Source organism: Kitasatospora sp. NPDC018058 (assembly GCF_044327205.1).
Taxonomy (GTDB): Bacteria; Actinomycetota; Actinomycetes; order Streptomycetales; family Streptomycetaceae; genus Kitasatospora.
The window spans coordinates 69,838-87,452 of record NZ_JBIRFA010000001.1 but is presented as its reverse complement, the minus strand read 5'-3'; the positions used below and the strand labels follow the sequence as shown (position 1 = coordinate 87,452).

At 70.7% G+C, this 17,615-nt stretch carries 19 protein-coding genes, 2 tRNA genes and 1 pseudogene; 5 read left to right on the top strand and 17 right to left on the bottom strand.

Annotated features, from left to right (window positions below; translation table 11 throughout):
- Positions 1-62: 62 nt before the first annotated feature.
- Positions 63-1,517 (bottom strand): bifunctional UDP-N-acetylglucosamine diphosphorylase/glucosamine-1-phosphate N-acetyltransferase GlmU, encoded by a 1,455-nt coding sequence (gene glmU, locus ACH4E7_RS00420; protein ID WP_396246781.1) that lies wholly within the window; start codon positions 1,515-1,517, stop codon positions 63-65.
- Positions 1,518-1,659: 142 nt separating this feature from the next.
- Positions 1,660-1,730: transfer RNA gene (locus tag ACH4E7_RS00415), tRNA-Gln, on the bottom strand.
- A gap of 249 nt (positions 1,731-1,979) precedes the next feature.
- Here ACH4E7_RS00415 and ACH4E7_RS00410 point away from each other — a divergent pair.
- Together ACH4E7_RS00410 and ACH4E7_RS00405 are read left to right on the top strand one after the other, a co-directional pair.
- Positions 1,980-2,960, top strand: a complete 981-nt coding sequence (locus ACH4E7_RS00410) for an acyl-CoA desaturase (RefSeq protein WP_396246780.1) — start codon at positions 1,980-1,982, stop codon at positions 2,958-2,960.
- 215 nt (positions 2,961-3,175) lie between these two features.
- The gene (locus ACH4E7_RS00405) at positions 3,176-3,778 is read left to right on the top strand and encodes a TetR/AcrR family transcriptional regulator (RefSeq protein ID WP_350526162.1); all 603 of its coding nucleotides are present in this window, start codon (positions 3,176-3,178) and stop codon (positions 3,776-3,778) included.
- A 92-nt stretch (positions 3,779-3,870) separates the two neighbouring features.
- Here the strand turns inward: ACH4E7_RS00405 and ACH4E7_RS00400 are convergent, their stop codons facing one another.
- Positions 3,871-4,662 carry a methyltransferase domain-containing protein gene (locus ACH4E7_RS00400; protein ID WP_396246779.1) on the bottom strand — a complete coding sequence of 264 codons (792 nt, stop codon included), beginning with the start codon at positions 4,660-4,662 and terminating at the stop codon, positions 3,871-3,873.
- Positions 4,663-4,773: 111 nt separating this feature from the next.
- On the opposite strand from ACH4E7_RS00400, the gene ACH4E7_RS00395 reads away from it, so the two are divergent.
- Entirely contained in the window at positions 4,774-5,271 is a 498-nt protein-coding gene (locus ACH4E7_RS00395; protein ID WP_396246778.1) for a MarR family winged helix-turn-helix transcriptional regulator, read from the top strand.
- Positions 5,272-5,359: 88 nt separating this feature from the next.
- Here ACH4E7_RS00395 and ACH4E7_RS00390 read toward each other — a convergent pair whose 3' ends face one another.
- From ACH4E7_RS00390 to ACH4E7_RS00370, 5 genes are all read right to left on the bottom strand, one after another.
- Positions 5,360-6,256 (bottom strand): LuxR C-terminal-related transcriptional regulator, encoded by an 897-nt coding sequence (locus ACH4E7_RS00390; RefSeq protein ID WP_396247129.1) that lies wholly within the window; start codon positions 6,254-6,256, stop codon positions 5,360-5,362.
- A gap of 276 nt (positions 6,257-6,532) precedes the next feature.
- Positions 6,533-7,495 (bottom strand): UDP-glucose 4-epimerase GalE, encoded by a 963-nt coding sequence (galE, locus tag ACH4E7_RS00385; protein ID WP_396246777.1) that lies wholly within the window; start codon positions 7,493-7,495, stop codon positions 6,533-6,535.
- A 249-nt stretch (positions 7,496-7,744) separates the two neighbouring features.
- Positions 7,745-8,413: a LuxR C-terminal-related transcriptional regulator gene (locus ACH4E7_RS00380; protein WP_396246776.1), complete on the bottom strand. Its 669-nt coding sequence runs from the start codon at positions 8,411-8,413 to the stop codon at positions 7,745-7,747.
- Between the two features lie 220 nt (positions 8,414-8,633).
- Positions 8,634-8,706: transfer RNA gene (locus ACH4E7_RS00375), tRNA-Thr, on the bottom strand.
- Between the two features lie 132 nt (positions 8,707-8,838).
- On the bottom strand, positions 8,839-9,291 hold the full coding sequence (locus ACH4E7_RS00370) for a winged helix-turn-helix transcriptional regulator (RefSeq protein ID WP_396246775.1): 453 nt from the start codon (positions 9,289-9,291) through the stop codon (positions 8,839-8,841).
- Between the two features lie 168 nt (positions 9,292-9,459).
- Between ACH4E7_RS00370 and ACH4E7_RS00365 the strand changes: the two genes are divergently transcribed.
- A complete protein-coding gene (locus ACH4E7_RS00365; RefSeq protein WP_396246774.1) occupies positions 9,460-10,056 on the top strand; it encodes a flavodoxin family protein in 597 nt (198 codons plus the stop codon).
- 40 nt (positions 10,057-10,096) lie between these two features.
- Here ACH4E7_RS00365 and ACH4E7_RS00360 read toward each other — a convergent pair whose 3' ends face one another.
- The 3 genes from ACH4E7_RS00360 to ACH4E7_RS00350 all read right to left on the bottom strand — a co-directional run bounded on the left by ACH4E7_RS00360 (position 10,097) and on the right by ACH4E7_RS00350 (position 12,159).
- Positions 10,097-11,431, bottom strand: a complete 1,335-nt coding sequence (locus ACH4E7_RS00360) for an MFS transporter (protein ID WP_396246773.1) — start codon at positions 11,429-11,431, stop codon at positions 10,097-10,099.
- Positions 11,432-11,573: 142 nt separating this feature from the next.
- Positions 11,574-12,014: a hypothetical protein gene (locus tag ACH4E7_RS00355; RefSeq protein ID WP_396246772.1), complete on the bottom strand. Its 441-nt coding sequence runs from the start codon at positions 12,012-12,014 to the stop codon at positions 11,574-11,576.
- A 16-nt stretch (positions 12,015-12,030) separates the two neighbouring features.
- On the bottom strand, positions 12,031-12,159 hold the full coding sequence (locus tag ACH4E7_RS00350) for a hypothetical protein (RefSeq protein ID WP_396247128.1): 129 nt from the start codon (positions 12,157-12,159) through the stop codon (positions 12,031-12,033).
- A gap of 29 nt (positions 12,160-12,188) precedes the next feature.
- On the opposite strand from ACH4E7_RS00350, the pseudogene ACH4E7_RS00345 reads away from it, so the two are divergent.
- Positions 12,189-12,313 (top strand): annotated as a pseudogene (locus tag ACH4E7_RS00345) (pirin-like C-terminal cupin domain-containing protein); the annotation flags it as partial.
- A 277-nt stretch (positions 12,314-12,590) separates the two neighbouring features.
- Here ACH4E7_RS00345 and ACH4E7_RS00340 read toward each other — a convergent pair.
- The 6 genes from ACH4E7_RS00340 to ACH4E7_RS00315 form a co-directional block, all read right to left on the bottom strand.
- Positions 12,591-12,758 (bottom strand): hypothetical protein, encoded by a 168-nt coding sequence (locus tag ACH4E7_RS00340; RefSeq protein ID WP_396246771.1) that lies wholly within the window; start codon positions 12,756-12,758, stop codon positions 12,591-12,593.
- A gap of 140 nt (positions 12,759-12,898) precedes the next feature.
- Positions 12,899-13,309 (bottom strand): hypothetical protein, encoded by a 411-nt coding sequence (locus tag ACH4E7_RS00335; protein ID WP_396246770.1) that lies wholly within the window; start codon positions 13,307-13,309, stop codon positions 12,899-12,901.
- A gap of 100 nt (positions 13,310-13,409) precedes the next feature.
- A complete protein-coding gene (locus ACH4E7_RS00330; protein WP_396246769.1) occupies positions 13,410-13,676 on the bottom strand; it encodes a hypothetical protein in 267 nt (88 codons plus the stop codon).
- Between the two features lie 148 nt (positions 13,677-13,824).
- Positions 13,825-15,189 carry a S8 family serine peptidase gene (locus ACH4E7_RS00325; RefSeq protein WP_396246768.1) on the bottom strand — a complete coding sequence of 455 codons (1,365 nt, stop codon included), beginning with the start codon at positions 15,187-15,189 and terminating at the stop codon, positions 13,825-13,827.
- 131 nt (positions 15,190-15,320) lie between these two features.
- Positions 15,321-16,967: a WXG100 family type VII secretion target gene (locus ACH4E7_RS00320; protein WP_396246767.1), complete on the bottom strand. Its 1,647-nt coding sequence runs from the start codon at positions 16,965-16,967 to the stop codon at positions 15,321-15,323.
- A 70-nt stretch (positions 16,968-17,037) separates the two neighbouring features.
- Positions 17,038-17,550, bottom strand: a complete 513-nt coding sequence (locus ACH4E7_RS00315; protein WP_396246766.1) for a hypothetical protein — start codon at positions 17,548-17,550, stop codon at positions 17,038-17,040.
- Positions 17,551-17,615 lie beyond the last annotated feature (65 nt).

Genomic DNA, 17,615 nt, shown 5'->3' with positions numbered 1-17,615 from the left:
TTACGCGCCCGCGCGGAAACCGTCCGCCCCGGGACCGCCCCGCGGGCGCACCGCCCGGCTCGTCAGGCCTCAGCGGCCCCGTCCGTCGCAGCCTTCGCGGCCTGGGCGGACGTGGTCCCGGGGCGCTTGCGCTCGACCCAACCCTCGATGTTGCGCTGCTGCGCCCGGTTCACGCCCAGTGCGCCCGCCGGGACGTCGCTGGTGATCACCGAGCCCGCGCCGGTGTAGGCGCCGTCACCGATGGTGACCGGGGCGATGAACATGTTGTCCGAGCCGGTGCGGCAGTGCGCGCCGATGACCGTGCGGTGCTTGTTGACCCCGTCGTAGTTCACGGTGACCGAGGCCGCGCCGATGTTGGTGCCCTCGCCGATGGTGGCGTCGCCGATGTAGGAGAGGTGCGGCACCTTGACGCCCTCGCCCAGCTCGGAGTTCTTCACCTCGACGTAGGTGCCGACCTTCGCCTTGCGGGCCAGCTTCGCCCCCGGCCGCAGGTAGGCGTACGGGCCGGCGATGGCCAGCTCGCCGACCTCGGCGCGGTCGGACGTGGTGTTGCTCACACGGGCGCCGGCGCCGATCAGGGTGTCCTTCAGGGTGGAGTTCGGGCCCACCTCGCAGCCCTCGCCCAGGTGGGTGGCGCCCTGCAGCTGGGTGTTCGGCAGCACCACGGCGTCCGGCTCGTACGAGACCTGCACGTCGAACCAGGTGGTCGCCGGGTCTACCACGGTGACTCCCGCGCGCATCGCCCGCTCCAGCAGGCGGTCGTTCAGCAACCGGCGGGCCTGCGCCAGCTGGACCCGGTCGTTGATGCCCAGGATGTCCCGGTGGTCCTCGGCGACCACGGCGCCGACCCGGTGTCCGGCCTTGCGCAGGATCTCCAGGGTGTCGGTCAGGTACTCCTCGCCCTGCGAGTTGTCCGTGGTGAGCTCGGCCAGCGCCTCGACCAGCAGCTTGGCGTCGAAGGCGAAGACGCCCGAGTTGATCTCGGTGATCGCACGCTGGGTGTCGCTGGCGTCCCGCTCCTCGACGATCGCGGCGACGGTGCCGTCCTCGTCGCGCAGGATGCGGCCGTAGCCGAAGGGCGCGGGAACGACGGCGGTCAGCACGGTGACCCCGTTCTGCTGCGCGGCGTGGGCGTCGGCCAGTCGACGCAGGGTCTGCCCGGTCAGCAGCGGCGAGTCACCGGCGGTCACGATCACGGTGCCGTCCAGCACCACGTCGTCCGCGGCCAGCGCCTCCAGCGCCGTGCGCACCGCGTGCCCGGTCCCGTTCTGCTCCTCCTGCACCACCGGCCGCACCGCCGGGTAGTGCGCCGCCAGGTGCTCCTCCACCTGCTCGCGCTGGTGGCCGACCACCACGACGAGCTGCTCCGGCGCCAGTTCACCGGCCGCCGACACCGCGTGACCCACCAGCGAGCGCCCGCAGACCTCGTGCAGCACCTTGGGCAGCTTGTTCGACTTCATCCGGGTCCCGCCACCGGCGGCGAGCACGACAACGGCGGCAAGCGAATTGGCACCCATGCGGGGAGGCTCCTCAGTAGGTTCACAGAGAGGGAGGGCAGGCCCGGCCCGGACCCAGGCCGGTCGCCATTCGCACAGTCCGCCGAGCAGCACCGACAATACCGGCGAGGGGGGAAACGCCCGAACCCGAGGCGTGCAAAGGCTCCGCCGCTAGGATTCGAACCCAGACAAAGGCCTCCAAAGGGCCCTGTGCTGCCATTACACCACGGCGGACAGTCGTGTCAGACCCTACCCGAGTCGACCCTCCCGTGGGTATCAACAAGCCCGATCCGCAAGCCCCGATCCGCCGGAGCCGATCGAACATGCCGGGCCCCGGGTTCATCCATCCAGTCGGGTGAATTCACTCAAGCGCCGCGTGGCGATGTGTTCCCCCGAGCACGGAGCGCAACCTACGATTCCGTAGGTTACGCCAACGTAGGCTCCGCTCTGTCCCGTTCAAGGGACGCCGCGAAGGGACGCCCCATGACCATCCAGGCAGGCGAGGCGCACCCGGGGGGCGCCGCACTCCCCGATCCCTCCGCCGACGCAGCGACCCGGCTGTCCGCCACCCGTGGCGGGGAGAAACAGGGCCTCGCCGAACGCGTCGCACTCGCACTGTTCATCCTCGTGCCGTTCGCCGCGCTGGCCGCCGCCGTGCCGGTGGCCTGGGGGTGGGGGCTGGGGTGGACGGACGCGGCGATCACCGTCGCCATGTACTTCCTGACCTGCCACGGCGTCACCGTCGGCTACCACCGCTACTTCACCCACGGCGCCTTCAAGGCCAACCGCCCGATGCGCCTGGTGCTGGCGATCGCCGGCAGCCTGGCGGTCGAGGGCCCGCTGGTGCGCTGGGTGGCCGACCACCGCAAGCACCACCGGTTCAGCGACAAGGACGGCGACCCGCACTCGCCCTGGCGGTACGGCGAGAGCGTCCCGGCCCTGATCAAGGGCCTGTGGTGGGCGCACATGGGCTGGATGTTCGACGAGGAGCAGACCCCGCAGCTCAAGTACGCCCCGGACCTGGTCCGCGACCCGGCCATGAGGCGGATCTCCCGGCTGTTCTGGCTCTGGACCATGATCTCGCTGCTGCTGCCCGCACTGATCGGCGGCCTGGTGAGCCTGTCCTGGGAGGGTGCGCTGTCCGCCTTCTTCTGGGGGGCGCTGGTCCGGGTGGCGCTGCTGCACCACGTCACCTGGTCGATCAACTCGATCTGCCACGCGGTGGGCCGGCGCCCGTTCCGCTCCCGGGACCGCTCCGGCAACGTCTGGTGGCTGGCGGTGCTCTCCTGCGGCGAGTCCTGGCACAACCTGCACCACGCCGACCCGACCGCGGCCCGGCACGGGGTGCTCCGCGGGCAGATCGACTCCTCGGCCCGGCTGATCCGCTGGTTCGAGCTGGCCGGCTGGGTCCGGGACGTCCGCTGGCCGGACGCACAGCGGATCGCCGCCCGCCGCGCCGCATGAGGCGGCACTTCCAGCATGATGTAGGGGTGAACGGGAGCAGCGCAGACAGCACAGGCGGTCACCACAGCACGCGGACGGACGCGGCGCCCGGAACGGCGCCGGCCCGTCCGCGGGCCGCTGCACCGGCGGGCACGCCCGCCAACGGGGGCTCGGAACGGGGCGCGGACGGGGGCGCGGCCGCCTCGGCCCCGCGCCGCCGAGGCGGCCGGGTCCGGATGACCGGCAAGCAGCGCCGGGAGCAGCTGCTGGAGATCGGCCGGACGGTCTTCGCGGAGCGCGGCTACGACGGCACCTCGGTGGAGGAGATCGCCGAGCGCGCCGGGGTGTCGAAGCCCGTGGTGTACGAGCACTTCGGCGGCAAGGAGGGGCTGTACGCGGTGGTGGTGGACCGCGAGATGCAACTACTGCTGGACATGGTGACGGGGGCGCTCACCGGGGGGCACTCGCGCGAGCTGCTGGAGCAGGCCGCGTTCGCGCTGATGGACTACATCGACACCTCGACGGACGGCTTCCGGATCCTGGTCCGGGACTCGCCGGTGGCCCAGTCGACCGGCACCTTCGCCTCGCTGATCAGCGACATCGCCACCCAGGTCGAGGACATCCTGGGCCTGGAGTTCAAGTCCCGCGGCTTCGACGCCCGGCTGGCCCCGATGTACTCGCAGATGCTGGTCGGGATGGTCGCGCTGACCGGCCAGTGGTGGCTGGAGGTCCGCAAGCCGGACAAGGCGACGGTGGCGGCACACCTGGTGAACCTGGCCTGGCACGGGCTGGAGGGCCTGGAGCGGCACCCGAAGCTGGTCGGCGACCGCAAGGGCTGAGCCCGCGCCGGGCCCCGCTTCGCCCCCGCCCCGTACCCCGACCACCGCTTCACCCCGACCACCGCTTCACCCCGACCACCGCTTCACCCCGGCTACCGCTTCACCCCGACCGCGAAGATCCGCCGGAACGGGAAGACCGTCCCGTACGGCCCGGCCGGGTAGGCCTCGCGCAGCAGCCGCCCGTACTCGGCGAGGAAGGCGGCCCGGTCGGCCGGGTCGGCGAGCCGGGTGAGGACGGGCCGCAGCGCGCTGCCCTTCACCCACTCCAGCACCGGGTCCGGCCCGGGGAGCAGGGTGCGGTAGGTGGTCTCCCAGACGTCGGGGAGGCAGTCGGCGGCGGCGAGGGCGTCGAGGTAGCGCTCGGGCGGGTGGACGCCGGAGCGGACGGCGTCGGCGCCGAGGGTGTCGCGCCAGCGCGGGCTGCGGCGCAGTTCGGCGAGCAGGGTGTGGCTGGGTGCCTCGAAGTTGCCGGGGACCTGGAAGGCGACCACTCCGCCCGGGCGCAGCGCGGCGGCCCAGCGCGGGATCAGGTCGAGGTGACCGTCGATCCACTGCAGGGTGGCGTTGGAGACGATCAGGTCCGGTCGGGCCGGGGCCGGGTCGTACTCGCGGGCGTCGGCGAGCAGGTAGTCGGCGGTGGGTTCGCCCTCGGCGCGGGCGGTGGCGAGCATCGGGGCGGAGTTGTCGACTCCGGTGATCCGGGCCTGCGGCCAGCGTTCGCGCAGGACGGCGGTGGAGTTGCCCGGGCCGCAGCCGATGTCGAGGATCACGGCGTCGTCCGGATCCGGGAGGGCGGGGACGCGGGCGGTCAGTTCGCGCAGCGGGCGGGTGCGTTCGTCGGCGAAGCGCAGGTACTGCGCCGGGTCCCAGACGGGGGTGGTCATGGCTCACCTCGCAGGTATCTCGACATCAAGATATCTCGATGAAGCCTCGCGGGCACATTTCTCGATGTCAAGAGACTTCACATCGACACATCCACCGATACACTGATCGTCATGGAGGACGAGGTCGACAGGCTGGTCGCAGCGTGGCGCCGAGAGCGCCCCGACCTCGACGTGGAGCCGCTTGAGGTGCTCAGCCGGGTCAGCCGGCTCGCCCGGCACCTCGACCGCGCCCGCCGCACCGCATTCGCCGAGCACGGCCTGGAGCCTTGGGAGTTCGACGTCCTGACCGCCCTGCGGCGGGCCGGCCCCCCGTACCAGCTCTCCCCCGGCCAGCTGCTCACCCAGACCCTGGTCACGTCCGGCACCATGACCAACCGGATCGACCGCCTCACCGGCAAGGGCCTGGTCAAGCGCCTGCCCGACCCGGACGACCGGCGCGGCGTCCTGGTCCGGCTCACCGACGACGGCCGCGACCGCGCCGACCAGGCACTGGCCGGACTGCTCGCGCACGAGCGCGAACTCCTGGCCCAGCTCAGCTCCGACCAGCAGGGCGAACTCGCCGCGCTGCTGCGGCTGCTGGTCGCACCGTTCGACAACATCCCGGGCTGAGCCTTCCGCTGTCGTTCGGGCGACGCCGTTCAGGGGCCGCCGCCGTTCGGGGCCGCCGCCGTTCTCAGGGGCCGCCGTTCGGGGCCGTTTACGGGGCGGAGGCGACGGACGGCGGTACCGCCGGTTCGGCGGGGCTGACCCCGGCCCGGCGGGCGACCGCGACGGCGGCCAGCGTCGAGTGCACCCCGAGCTTTCCGAGCACGTTCTGCATGTGGGTCCGGACCGTGTGCGGCGACAGGTAGAGCCGCTCGGCGACGGCCTGCCGACCCAGCCCCGCGACCATGCAGCGCAGGATCTGCTTCTCCCGCGGGGTGAGGGTGTCGACCAGCCGCTCGCTCTCGGTGCGGTCCCGCCGGGCGGTGGTGAGCTCGCGGATCACCCCGGTGAGCAGCGCGGGCGGCAGATGCGTCTCGTCCCGCAGCACGCCCCGGACCACTGCGAGCAGCCGGGCCAGTGAACTCTCCTTCGCCACCCAGCCGGTGGCCCCCGCGTGCAGTGCCCGGGCGGCGCGGTGCGGGTCGTCGGCGATGGCCAGGACGACGGCGCGCAGCCCGGGGTGGGCGCGGCGGAGCCGGCCGAGCAGGGAGATGCCGTCAGGGGGCGGGGAGACGGCTCTGAGCTGGTCGGCCCGCGGCTGGTCGGGGCTCAGCCGGTCGGCCGGGCGGGCGACGGCCGTGGGGACCACGGCCTGGACCGCAGACCGGCGCGGCGGCGGTACGGCCTGGGCCGGGCGGCGCCGGGCCTCCTCGGCCGGCTCGGCGCCGGGCCGGGCCCGCGCGCCCGCGGCCTCGGCCCCCAGGTCGGCGTCGATCAGCGCCACGTCGTAGGCCCGCCCCTCGGCGGCGGCGCGCTCCAGCGCCCGTTCGGCGGCGGCCGCGCTGCCGGCCGCGCCCACCTCCACGTCGGGCTCGGCGGCGAGGGCCGCGGCCAGTGCCTCGGCGAAGATCCGGTGGTCGTCGACCACCAGGACCCGGATCCGCCCCATCGTCACTACCCCCCTGCTCAGCGCGCCCGAGCCCGGGAGCGGGGACCGGTCCGGCGTGCGTGCTCCGGACCCGTCGCTCCGCCCGCCCACCGGTCAGCCGGTGAGGCCGCATGGGCGCCGGCCCCCACGGGTACCGCACTCAGCGTACGGGCCGGGAAACCCATCCGTGGTGGTTTGGTGAAGTTTCGCCAGGAGGTGCGTGAGTGGCCGGACTTGATCGGTCCGTCGGCCCCGGGGTGCTTTCCGCACCCCGGGGCCGTCCCGACTCGCCCGTGGTCAGCCGGCGTTCTTCTCCAGGGTGAACTTCCAGGCGTCGGCGACGATGTCGTCCAGGCTCGGGCGGCGCGGCGTCCAGCCCAGCGCCTGGTGGGCGCGCTCGGCGGAGGCCACCAGCACGGCCGGGTCGCCGGCCCGGCGACCGGCCACCTGCACCGGGATCTCCCGGCCGGTGACGCGCTTGACCGACTCGATCACCTCGCGCACCGAGAAGCCGCTGCCGTTGCCCAGGTTGCAGATCAGGTGCTCGCCCGGCTTGGCGGCGTCCAGCGCCAGCAGGTGCGCCTCGGCCAGGTCCGCGACGTGGATGTAGTCGCGGATGCAGGTGCCGTCCGGGGTCGGGTAGTCGTCGCCGTACACCGCGATGTGCGGACGCTGGCCCAGCGCGGCCTGGAAGACCAGCGGGATCAGGTGCGACTCGGGGTCGTGGCGCTCGCCGTAGGCGCCGTACGCGCCGGCCACGTTGAAGTAGCGCAGCGAGACGGCGGCCAGGCCGTGGGCGACGGCCTCGCTGGTGATCAGGTGGTCCACCGCGAGCTTGGTGGCACCGTAGGTGTTGGTCGGCGCGGTGCGGGCGGTCTCGGCGATCGGCACCGCCTCCGGCTCGCCGTAGGTGGCGGCGGTGGAGGAGAACACCAGCTTGCGCACGCCCGCCGCGCGCATCGCGCTGATCAGCTCCAGCGAGCCGGCCACGTTGTTGCGCCAGTACTTCTCCGGGTCCACGACCGACTCACCGACCTGCGAGGAGGCGGCAAAGTGCAGCACGCCGTCGAAGGAGCCGTCCAGCACCTTGCCGGCCTCCTGGATCCGCCCCTCGACGAACTCGGCGCCGGTCGGAACGCCCTCGCGGAAGCCGGTGGAGAGGTCGTCCAGGACGGTCACCTGGTGCCCCGCCTCCAGCAGGTGGGCGGCCACCACACTGCCGACGTAGCCGGCGCCACCCGTGACCAGGTACTTACTCATGATGAGACCTCCAGCGGGCGATGGTCCGCCCGGTCGGCGGGCCATCGAGGGATTGCGTACGACTGCGGTCAATTGTCCCTGCCCGGCGGGGTGCTCCCGACCACCGGGGCGCCGGCTCCCGGGCTTTCTCACCCGGTCCTCAGCCGTCCTCCACAGCCGCCGCCCGCGGGCCGGCCTCAGCCCTTGCCCTTGACCCTTGCCCTCGGCCGCCGCCCCGGTCCCCGGCCCGGCCCGGCCCGGCCGCCGCCCTCAGCCGCCGGACATCCGCTCCAGCAGGCCGGTGCGCGCGGCCACCGCGGCCGCCTCCAGCCGGGTGCGCGCGCCCAGCTTCATCAGCACCCGCTGGACGTGGGTACGGGCGGTGCTCGCGGCGATCCGCATTCCGGCGGCGATCGCCGCGGTGTCCTCGCCGTCCGCGATCCGGGCCAGCACCTGCACCTCACGGCGGGTCAGCAGTCGCAGCAGCCGGACCGCCTCGTCGTCCGGTTCGGCAACCGGGCGCAGCAGTTGGTCGAAGGCCCCGCGCAGGATGTCCACCGCCACTGCGGCCTCGCCGGCCCGGGCCCGTCCGATCGCTCGCTCGACCACCTCGATCCGCTCGTCGCTGGGCACGTACCCGGCCGCCCCGGCTGCGAACGCCCCCGCCACGCCCCGCAGTTCACCGACCGGCCCGAGCACGATCACGGCCACCTCGGGGCGCTCCCGGCGGATCCGGCGCAGCCCTTCGAAGGCACCCGGATCCCCCGGTGCGGCCACGCCCAGCAGGCACACCTCCGGCCGTCGTCCGGCCACCAGGTCGGCGGCGACGCCGGCCGGCGAGCCGACCGCGAGCACCCGGTGGCCGCGCAGTTGGAGCGCGGTGGCCAGCGCCTCGGCCAGCAGTCGGTGGTCGTCGACCACCACGAGTCGAACGCCCATGACGCCCTCCCGGTCGGGGTCCGGCTCGCGCCCGCACCCCACGGGCGGGCGACCGATGACGCACCATCACAGCGCATTCCGCACCCGACCCGCTAGGCCACCGCGTGTCGGCGGTCCGGCCGGGCTCGGACCACGCCTGGTCCAGGGGCTGTGCCGGTTCAGGCCGTGCTGGTTCAAGAACGCGAAAGACCCCCGCCGTGAGGCGAGGGTCTTTCAGTTGAGCCCCCATGCGGAATCGAACCGCAGACCTTCTCCTTACCATGGAGACGCTCTACCGACTGAGCTATAGGGGCTTGCCGGGTTTGTTTTCCCGGGCCGGTCGAACAAGGAAGACATTACACGGCCGTCGACCCGAAAGGGAAATCGGCCCCGCTCACCCCCGGTCCGACCGCCCAGGTCCGCGCTCCGACCACTCAGGCCCCCGCTCAGGCCTCGGCGTGCGCCGCGTCGAACTCCTCGCGGGCCGCGAGCATCTGCTGGGCCCGCCGCTCCGTCCAGCGACCGAGCGGGCAGACCAGCTCGGCCAGTTCCCGGCCGAGCGGCAGCAGGTCGTAGACCACCCGCGGCGGCGTCTCCGGGAAGACCGTGCGGCGCACCAGCCCGTTGCGCTCCAGGGTGCGCAGCGACTGGGTGAGCATCTTGCGGCTGACCCCGCCGATCCCGCGCTGGAGTTCGGAGAAGCGCTGGGGCCCGCAGGCGGCCAGGTTCATCAGGATCAGCAGCGACCACTTGTCGGCCAGCTCGGCGAACATCTCGCGGCTCGGGCAGAGCTGGGCGAAGACATCGAGCTCCAGCTCCTGCCCCTGCTCTCGCCTCTGCTCCTGCTCCTGCTCCTGGTGCCACCCGATGCCGGTGCAGGCCGCTTCCTCGGTCGTCATACCGACCAGGGTAGCTCCACGGTCTCCAATCCGCCCCTGGTAACCAATGGAGACCTGGTCTATATTGGAGACCGATCGACGGGCCGGGCCCGCGCAGTACGCCCTGTCCGCGCTCCGTCCCCTCCACTTCCCCACCGGCTCACCGCCGTCCCGTACAGGAGTGCCCGTATGACCGCCGTCCGTCCGACCGTCGCCCTCGCCTACCACTCCGGCTACGGCCACACCGCCGTGATAGCCGAGGCCGTCGCCCGCGGCGCCGCCGCCGCAGGTGCCGAGGTCGTCTCGATCGCCGTCGACACCATCACCGAGGAGCAGTGGGCCCAGCTGGACGCCGCCGACGCGATCGTCTTCGGCTCCCCCACCTACATGGGCACCGCCTCCGGCGCCTTCCACGTCTTCGCCGAGGCCACCAGCAAGCGCTGGTTCACCGACGCCTGGAAGGACAAGGTCGCGGCCGGCTTCACCAACTCCGCCTCCAAGAGCGGCGACAAGGCCAGCACCCTCGGCTTCTTCCAGACCCTCGCCGCCCAGCACGGCATGAACTGGGTCAACCTCGGCCTCAAGCCCGGCTGGAACGCCACCACCGCCAGCGAGGACGACCTCAACCGCCTCGGCTTCTTCAGCGGCGCCGCCGCCTCCTCGCCCTCCGACGCCGGCGCCGAGGCCGTCCACAAGGCCGACATCGCGACCGCCGAGCACCTCGGCGCGCGCGTCGCCCAGCACACCGCGGTCCTGCTGGCCGGCCGCGCCGCCCTGGCCGGCTGACCTCCGGATACGCCGGGTGCGCCGGGTGCGCCGGGTGCGCCTACGCCGCCGGGTCCGTCCCCAGGACGGGCGCCCGGCGGCGTCCGCCGTCCACCGCCGCCAGCTCGGCACCCGTGGTCTCCGGCAGCAGCCACAGACACCCCAGGGCCAGCACACCCAGCCCCGCCACGTACCAACCCACCAGCTGCGCCGTCCCGTACGCGGCCGTCAGCCTGGTGGCCACCAGCGGCGTCGTCGCACCGCCGATCACACCGCCCAGGTTGTACGTCAGCGCGGCCCCGGTGTACCGCACCCGGGTCGGGAACAGCTCCGGCAGGAACGCCGCCATCGGCCCGAACATGCCGCCCAGCACCACCATCGCCCCCGCCAGCCCGACGAACATCAGCGGCCGCCGCACCGTCTCCAACAGCGGGAACAGCACCAGCGCCCAGCCGGCGGCGAGGGCCGTCGCCCACTGCAAGGTCCGCCGCCGCCCCCACCGGTCACTGCGCGAGGCACTCAGCCACACCGCCACGGCCATGCCCACCGCGCCGACCAGCAGCATCGACAACACCAGCGTGCTCGCCACCCCCAGCCCGGACGTCGCGTACGCCAGCGCGTACGTCGTGGTCAGGTAGAACAGCGCGTACCCCACGGTGATCGCCCCACCGCCCGCCAGCACCGGACGCCAGTGCTCCCGCAACACCTCCACCACCGGCGGCCGGTCCCGCCGCTCGTCCGCGCGGAACAACGGCGACTCCGTCAACCGCAGCCGCACGAACAGCCCCACCGCCACCAGGGCCAGTGAGGCCAGGAACGGCACCCGCCACCCCCACTCCCGGAACGACCCCTCGTCCATACCGAGTTGGAGCGCCAGGAACACCCCGTTCGCCAACACGAACCCACCCGTCGGCCCCAACTGCAGGAACCCCCCGTACCGCCCCCGCCGCCCGGCCGGCGCGTTCTCCGCGATCAGCAGTGCCGCCCCGCCCCACTCCCCGCCCAACCCGACGCCCTGGCACACCCGCAACACCACCAGCAGCACCGGCGACCACCACCCCCACACCGCGAACCCCGGCAACACCCCCACCGCCGCCGTCGACAACCCCATCAGCAGCAGCGACACCACCAACGTCGCCTTCCGCCCCACCCGGTCACCGAAGTGCCCGAACACCACCGCCCCCAACGGCCGGGCCAGGAACGCCACCGCATACACCGAGAACGCCGCCAACAGCGCCCCCACCGTGCCCAGTTCGGGAAAGAACACCGGCCCGAACACCAACGCGGCCGCCGTCCCGTACAGGAAGAAGTCGTAGAACTCGATCGCCGTCCCGATCAACGCCGCAGCCGCCGCCCGCCGCAACTGCCCTACCCGCCCAACACCCTCCGCATCCATACCACCACCCTCACCACCACCCCGACACCCCCACCAGCCGCCACCCGAGTGACCCCGGCGCACACCGACCGCCCTCACGCCGGAGCGCGTCGGTGGCCTCCGCCCCTGTCTTGGGATAGAAGCCACCGAACGCTCGTGGGACTCAGCGGCGACGGCCGCGAGGCGGCTCCGGCTGTGCGGGCGGCTCCCAGCCTTCGCGCGCCTTCTCGCGCAGCGCTTCAACGCTTGTTGCCGTAGCTCGCGAGCCGGGCACAACCCTCCCGGACCAGCCGCCCTCAGTATCGGCGGACAGCACGTCCAGGGCCTGCGAGGGAAGCAGTCCGCGAGCCTTGGTCTCACGGAGTCTGGCGAACCAGTACGCACCGCCATTCATCGCGATGGGACCAAGGGAGAGCCGCGCCTCCCAGCCTGCGGCATCGTCAGCGTCACAGGCCCAAACGTAGCCAAGAATCCCAACGCTTTCGCTGGCAATCGCCACGTACTCGACCGGCTTGCCCGTCCGATAAACGTAACTGGCTGGCCCGCCCTCCACTAGGCGCAATTGCATATCATCCCGAAGGCGACTTTCTTCGTTTTCACTCATCAACTAGACCCTTTCATTATGGAAGGACATCCCCGTAGATGTGCCATTTTCCGCCGTCCCCGTAGATGACGCTGAGCTTCCATAGGCCCGGATTGGTGGCCGGCCTGACTGTCTGCACCCGGGCGGACCCATCGCCGTGGACGATCGCCGGAATCTCCTCCCATCGTTGTGGACCAACCGATCCGCGAACCAGTCGCCTGGTACGGCCCGTTCGTGATGAACAGCCACCGCGAACTCCAGCAGGCCATGGAGGACTCCAGGCCAGCCGCCTCGGCACGATCCCCACCGATGCCCGGTAGTCACCTCCCAAAACGGAACTGCCCGCGTGAGCCCGTCTCCACCCGAGACGGCTCACGTCAGCATCGCTCGCTGCCCAGGCAGGCCCTCACCGCAACCGACCCGCGCTTGCTCCTTGCGCCCGGCTCGGCGGCGTCGGGTTCGGAAGACCTCGTGTTGGCGGGTGGACCTCCGATTCCACAGTGGAAGCCCACAAGACGTAACCGCCCAGATCAGGATGAGCCCGGCCAGCTTCCCGCTGGCCGGGCTCCTGCGATTCTTTGAAGCCGAAAGGCGAGGTCAGCCCCCGTAGCGCGACGCGTACGCATCAGCGTACAAGGAGGGCGGGAAGTCGGGGCGCGTCACCCAGAGCGAGATACCGTCCAGCACGACGGCCCATGAGTGCGCAGCCCGCTCAAAGTCGCTGTTCTTCATCGCCACTTCGGTTCGCGCCAGATTCTTGTCCATGAGCTGAGACCATGCGTGGAACGCCGCAACGATATCGTCTGCGCATGACACCAGCCTGGAATTATTACGTCGCTGACAGCCGATGACAAAAGCCCGCGCGTCGCCATACTGCTCCCCGGTCGGGATTCTTCCAGCAGTAGTCAACTTCCACTCCCGTCATTTACCGTAGATTCCGCGACCTCCCGCAGGTCTTCGATGGGAATGGTCACGGTCACCCGACTGCCAGGATTGATGCGCAAGTCTATCGATCCCGGAATTTCGACCAGCAGACGAACGGGCACCGGAACGGCACCCGGCCAGTTCCGCGGGACGTATTCGAGCGATGTGCAGCCGTCAATTGTTTTACCGCCATCTTCTCCGATGACTGCGACAGGGCCCCGCCAGGTCGAGCCGGCATAGACAAGCAACTCCGCATCCAGAAGTGCCGCCGCAAACCGCTTCTCGCTGTAGTATCCAGTGGCCGTCAGCTGGAGCTTGTTCTCCAGTTCATTAGCAGGCGGGGTCAATCCGAGTACCATCGGTGAAGGCACCCCTGCGCTCGTCCGCCCCATCACAACTCCTCATCGATCTTTCCGCTGACCGGGAAAACCTGCCCCGAACAGGTCTGCCCGGCCACTGGGAAAGCCCAGTGACCGGGCAGACATTGCCGTCCTACTCAACCACGTCCGGATTGCTGTGCGGCGTACCGTCGGTCCAGGTCTCCTCGTCCTCGTGCAGGTAGTCGGCACGCTTGCGGCCGTCGCGCTCGTTCCGTCCGCCGTGGCCCCCCGTACCCGGGGCCATCATGCCGTTCTGCCTAGAGCGGGCGCCGCCCTCGGTGCGGTCGGCGGTCGTAAGGAACCGGCCGCCGACGGGGAGTTCACGCCAGGCAGCACGGGTCTGCGCAACCGTGCGGCCGCAGCGGGAACTGCCGACCACTGATCAGCCGAATCGAGACCCACCCACGAGAGCTGGCGACGCGCCGCCCCCACCATGCACGTACTCGCAAGCCCGACGACCACAAGCCGCCGAGCCCGCGTCCAGCGACTCCCCGCCTGACTCCCCTACAACACCAAGACAGCTTGAACTACTTCGTGTACGGGTTGTCCTCCGACGCGACCGGCGGCTCGTACGGCGGAGGAAGCAGCGGGGTCACGCCACCTGCTGGCTGCTGCGAGGACACCGGCAGGACACCGGCCTCAGGCTGCACAGCCGACTTCCGCCGCCGCACCACCACGAACACCACACCCGCGACCAGCACCAACCCGGCCACAACCGCAGCAACGATCGGCACCGCACTGCCACCCGACCCCGACGACGCATCAGCCTTCGGCTGCGCCGTCGGCACACCCACCGCCACATCACTCGGGCTCGCAGAAGCACTCGGCACCGACGACGCGGAAACCGACGAACTCGCTGACGGCGACGGACCAGCTGACGGCGTGGCTGCATCAGCCGGAAGAGGCGACACATCCGCCGGACCGGGGTCGCCCGGATCTGTCAGAGCAATCCGTGGCCGCACAACTCCGTATCCGACATCGTTGTTACGCACTGATCCGTCAGTCGGCTTTCCCGCCGTATTGATGAGAACCCGAAGGATCTGATTCGCGGTCCAGTCCTTGTGAACTGCCCAGACCAACGCCGCTGATGCAGATACCAGAGCAGAGGAAGCCGAGGTGCCATGACTCTTGCAGTACCCCGTTTTTCCGGTACAGGCTTCGACCATATCCACACCCGGCGCGGCAAGGATCACCTGCGGCCCCTGCTGGGACTCTGAAGTTGCAACGACATCGCGACCAACCGCGCCCACCCCAACAACATTGGGCAGCGCGCTCGGGTATTCGACAAGGTTTCCGGAGTCAGCAGAATTTCCGACACTGGATACGACCAGCGAGCCCTTCCCACGAGCCCACGCCAAGATCTTGTTCAACTTTTCCACATCGTCGGGAGAAGTGGCGACCGAAGAAATTCCTTGCGAGATGTTGATGACTTTGGCGCCCTGCTCGACCGAATATGTAACGGCCTGCCCAATCTGGCCGAGGAAGTCAGTCGAAACTACTGGCCCGACAGTCCCATTGTTGATCTTCAGTGGAAGAATCTTGGATCCGGGGGCAAGCCCGTAAGCGCCGGTACCACCATTGGACTTTCCGGTCCCGGCAATAAGGCTGGCCATCTCCGTGCCATGCCCGTCGCCGTAAGATCCAACACCGCCCGCGCCCCCGCTGAAGTCCTTGCCCGGCAGGAACTGCCCCTCCAGGTCCGGGTGGTCCAACTTGAACCCACCGTCGATCACCGCAATGGTGACCCCCTCCCCCTTCGAGGTCTTCCACATCTCCGAGGCATGCATGGCATCCAGATGCCACTGATCGGGACGAATCGGGCCATCGGCAATCGCAGGTGTTGCGACCGGGCCGACCACGACTCCAACCGCCGTCAGCGCTACCGCGAACACTCGCAGACGCGCTCGTGTATTCGTCCGCCCCATCACAGCTCCTCGTCGATCTCTCCGCTGGCCAGGAGACCCGCCTCGAACAGAGCTGCCCGGCCATTGGGAAGGCCCAGCGGCCGGGCAGCCGTGCTGTCCTACTCAATCACGTCCGGGTTGCTGTGCGGCGTACCGCTGGTCCAGGTCTCCTCGTCCTCGTGCAGGTAGTCCGCGCGGCTGCGGCGGTCGCGCTCGTTCCGACTGCCGTGGCCGCCCATGCCCGGGGCCATCATGCCGTTCTGCCCGGACCGGGCACCGCCCTCGGAGGCTCCCGCTGCTGCCGCCCGATTGCGCAGGCCCGTACCACCAGGGGTGAACTCCCCGCCGACGGCAGGTCCCTTGCGGCCGCCGATCGTTCCGCCGGGGGTCGAGGTCAGGCCCCGACCACGCGAGCTGCCGCCCCCACCGACGACGCCGTGGCCGCCACCGATTCCCGGGTGCATGCCCATTCCGCCACCCATGGGCGTTCCTCCGACCCGGCCACCGCCCGGCGCACCCTCACGGCCGAAGACCGTTCCGCTGGGCAGGCCCGGGGTACCGGACTTGCCGGGAACCGGGCCACCGCCGAAGGGGCCCGTGCGGGCGGGAACCGGGCCGCCGCCCTTACCGGGGATGCCTCCGACGCCCTTGGCCGGGACCGGGCCACCACCTGTTCCGGCCGGGAAGCCGGAAATCGGCCCGCTGCCCGGCAGGCCGGGCAGGCCGACAGGGCCATCGGGCCCACCCGGGTAGGTGGGGTTTCCGCTCGGGCCGCCCGGCAACACAGGACCACTGCCGGGCCCGACCGGGACGGTCTGGTCCGGCAGGGTCGGGATGCTGTCGAGACCGGTACCCGGGCGGTTGACCGGGTCCGACGGGTGGGACGGCGGGATCGAGGAGCCCGGGTCCTGCGGCGCTGGTGGCAGCTGGCCGCCACCATGCGGAGGAGTCACGCCGCTGTGACCGGAGTTGGGCACCTCCTGCCAGCTCGTCCCCGGATCACCGGGCGTCATCGAGCCACCGCCGTAGTTGGCAACTGAGGGGTGGCTGCTCCCCCTGACGCTGCCGCCGTTGTAGCGCGGGCTGGGCAGGGCACCGCCGGAGCTCCCCCCAGAACTGCCGCCGTTCGAGTAGTCAGACGATGTTTCCCGGTTCGTCTCAGGCGTCCCCGGCAGCACCACATTGTCGCCGAGCCCGGTCAGCGTCGTCGTCGCAGCGGCGTACGCCTCCCCCAGCTTCTCCATCTGGCGGATGGCTTCCTGGCGCGCGTCGTAGAGCTCCTTCGTTCCGGCCATCGCCTGCGTCTCGGAGATCCAATTTTTATCCCCGACACTGCGCTTCATCGCTGCATCGATTTCCGCAGTGGAAGGGCCACCCGGGCGCCAGCCGACCATTTTCAGCTGCTTGACCACCTCGGGGTCGGGGGCCTTCTGCTTCTGGCGCCCGATCACCCAGTCGCGGGCGTCCGGCGGAACTGGCGGCACGGCGGCCTTGGCCGTGCTGAGTGCCTCGCCGGCCTGATTCATGGCGTCGCCCGCACCCGCAGAGTAGGTGCCCAGCTTCTCGGCGGACTGCTGCAGGTTCCCGGCCCAGGTCTTGAAGCTCTCCGCAGCCTGGCCTTCCCAGGTGACCTTACCAAGGTGCGACTTGAGAGCCTCGCTCAGCTCCTTCAGAACACCGCCAGCCTGTTGTAGCTTCGCCCCGCGACTCAACACCAGCGCGTAATCGGTCCCCTTGAGCATGCTCAGGAGCTTGTCATGGTCCATGTCTTCGAACCTCGACTGGACTGCCACTACTTTCTCCCCGTTCCCCGTGAACTGTCTCTGTCGACCGCCATCAGAAGTCCTTGGCGCCGGTCCGCTTCGACCCAGGTCCGCTCGTGCCCGCCACACCCGTGCTCTGCGCGACCGCCTTCTGGGCAGCTGTCGCGTTGTCCTCGTTGGTCGAGTAGTTGTGGGCCGTCGTCGTGACCGCGTTCTTCATCGCCTTAATCTGCGACGTGAAGTCCTTGTGTAGCTTGACGAGCTGACTGTGGACCTTCTCGTAGGCGGAGGACAGGGCGACCGCTTCCAGGAACTCGTGGGCGTGGTCCCCGCCGACAAAGTTCTTCTGAGCCACCGTCTGCGCCGCTAGCTTGTACGGCGCAGCCTCCGAGCCCTCCATTGCGGCGAGCAGCGCCTCGATCTTGTTCGCGAACACGCTGAGCGTGTCGATCTCGACCTCGACGTTGTGCTTGCCGAAGGCCGCCACCAGGGCACCGGCGCTGCCGTCCGTCTGCGCGGTACTGACGAGGGGAGTGAGATCGATCCCGCCCCAAGGCAAGGGGATCTTTGGCCCACCATCCAGCATGAACGGCGTCGAATCAGCCGTCCCCCCCGGGTTCGCCCCCGTAGGATCCGCAGGCTTCGTCGGCT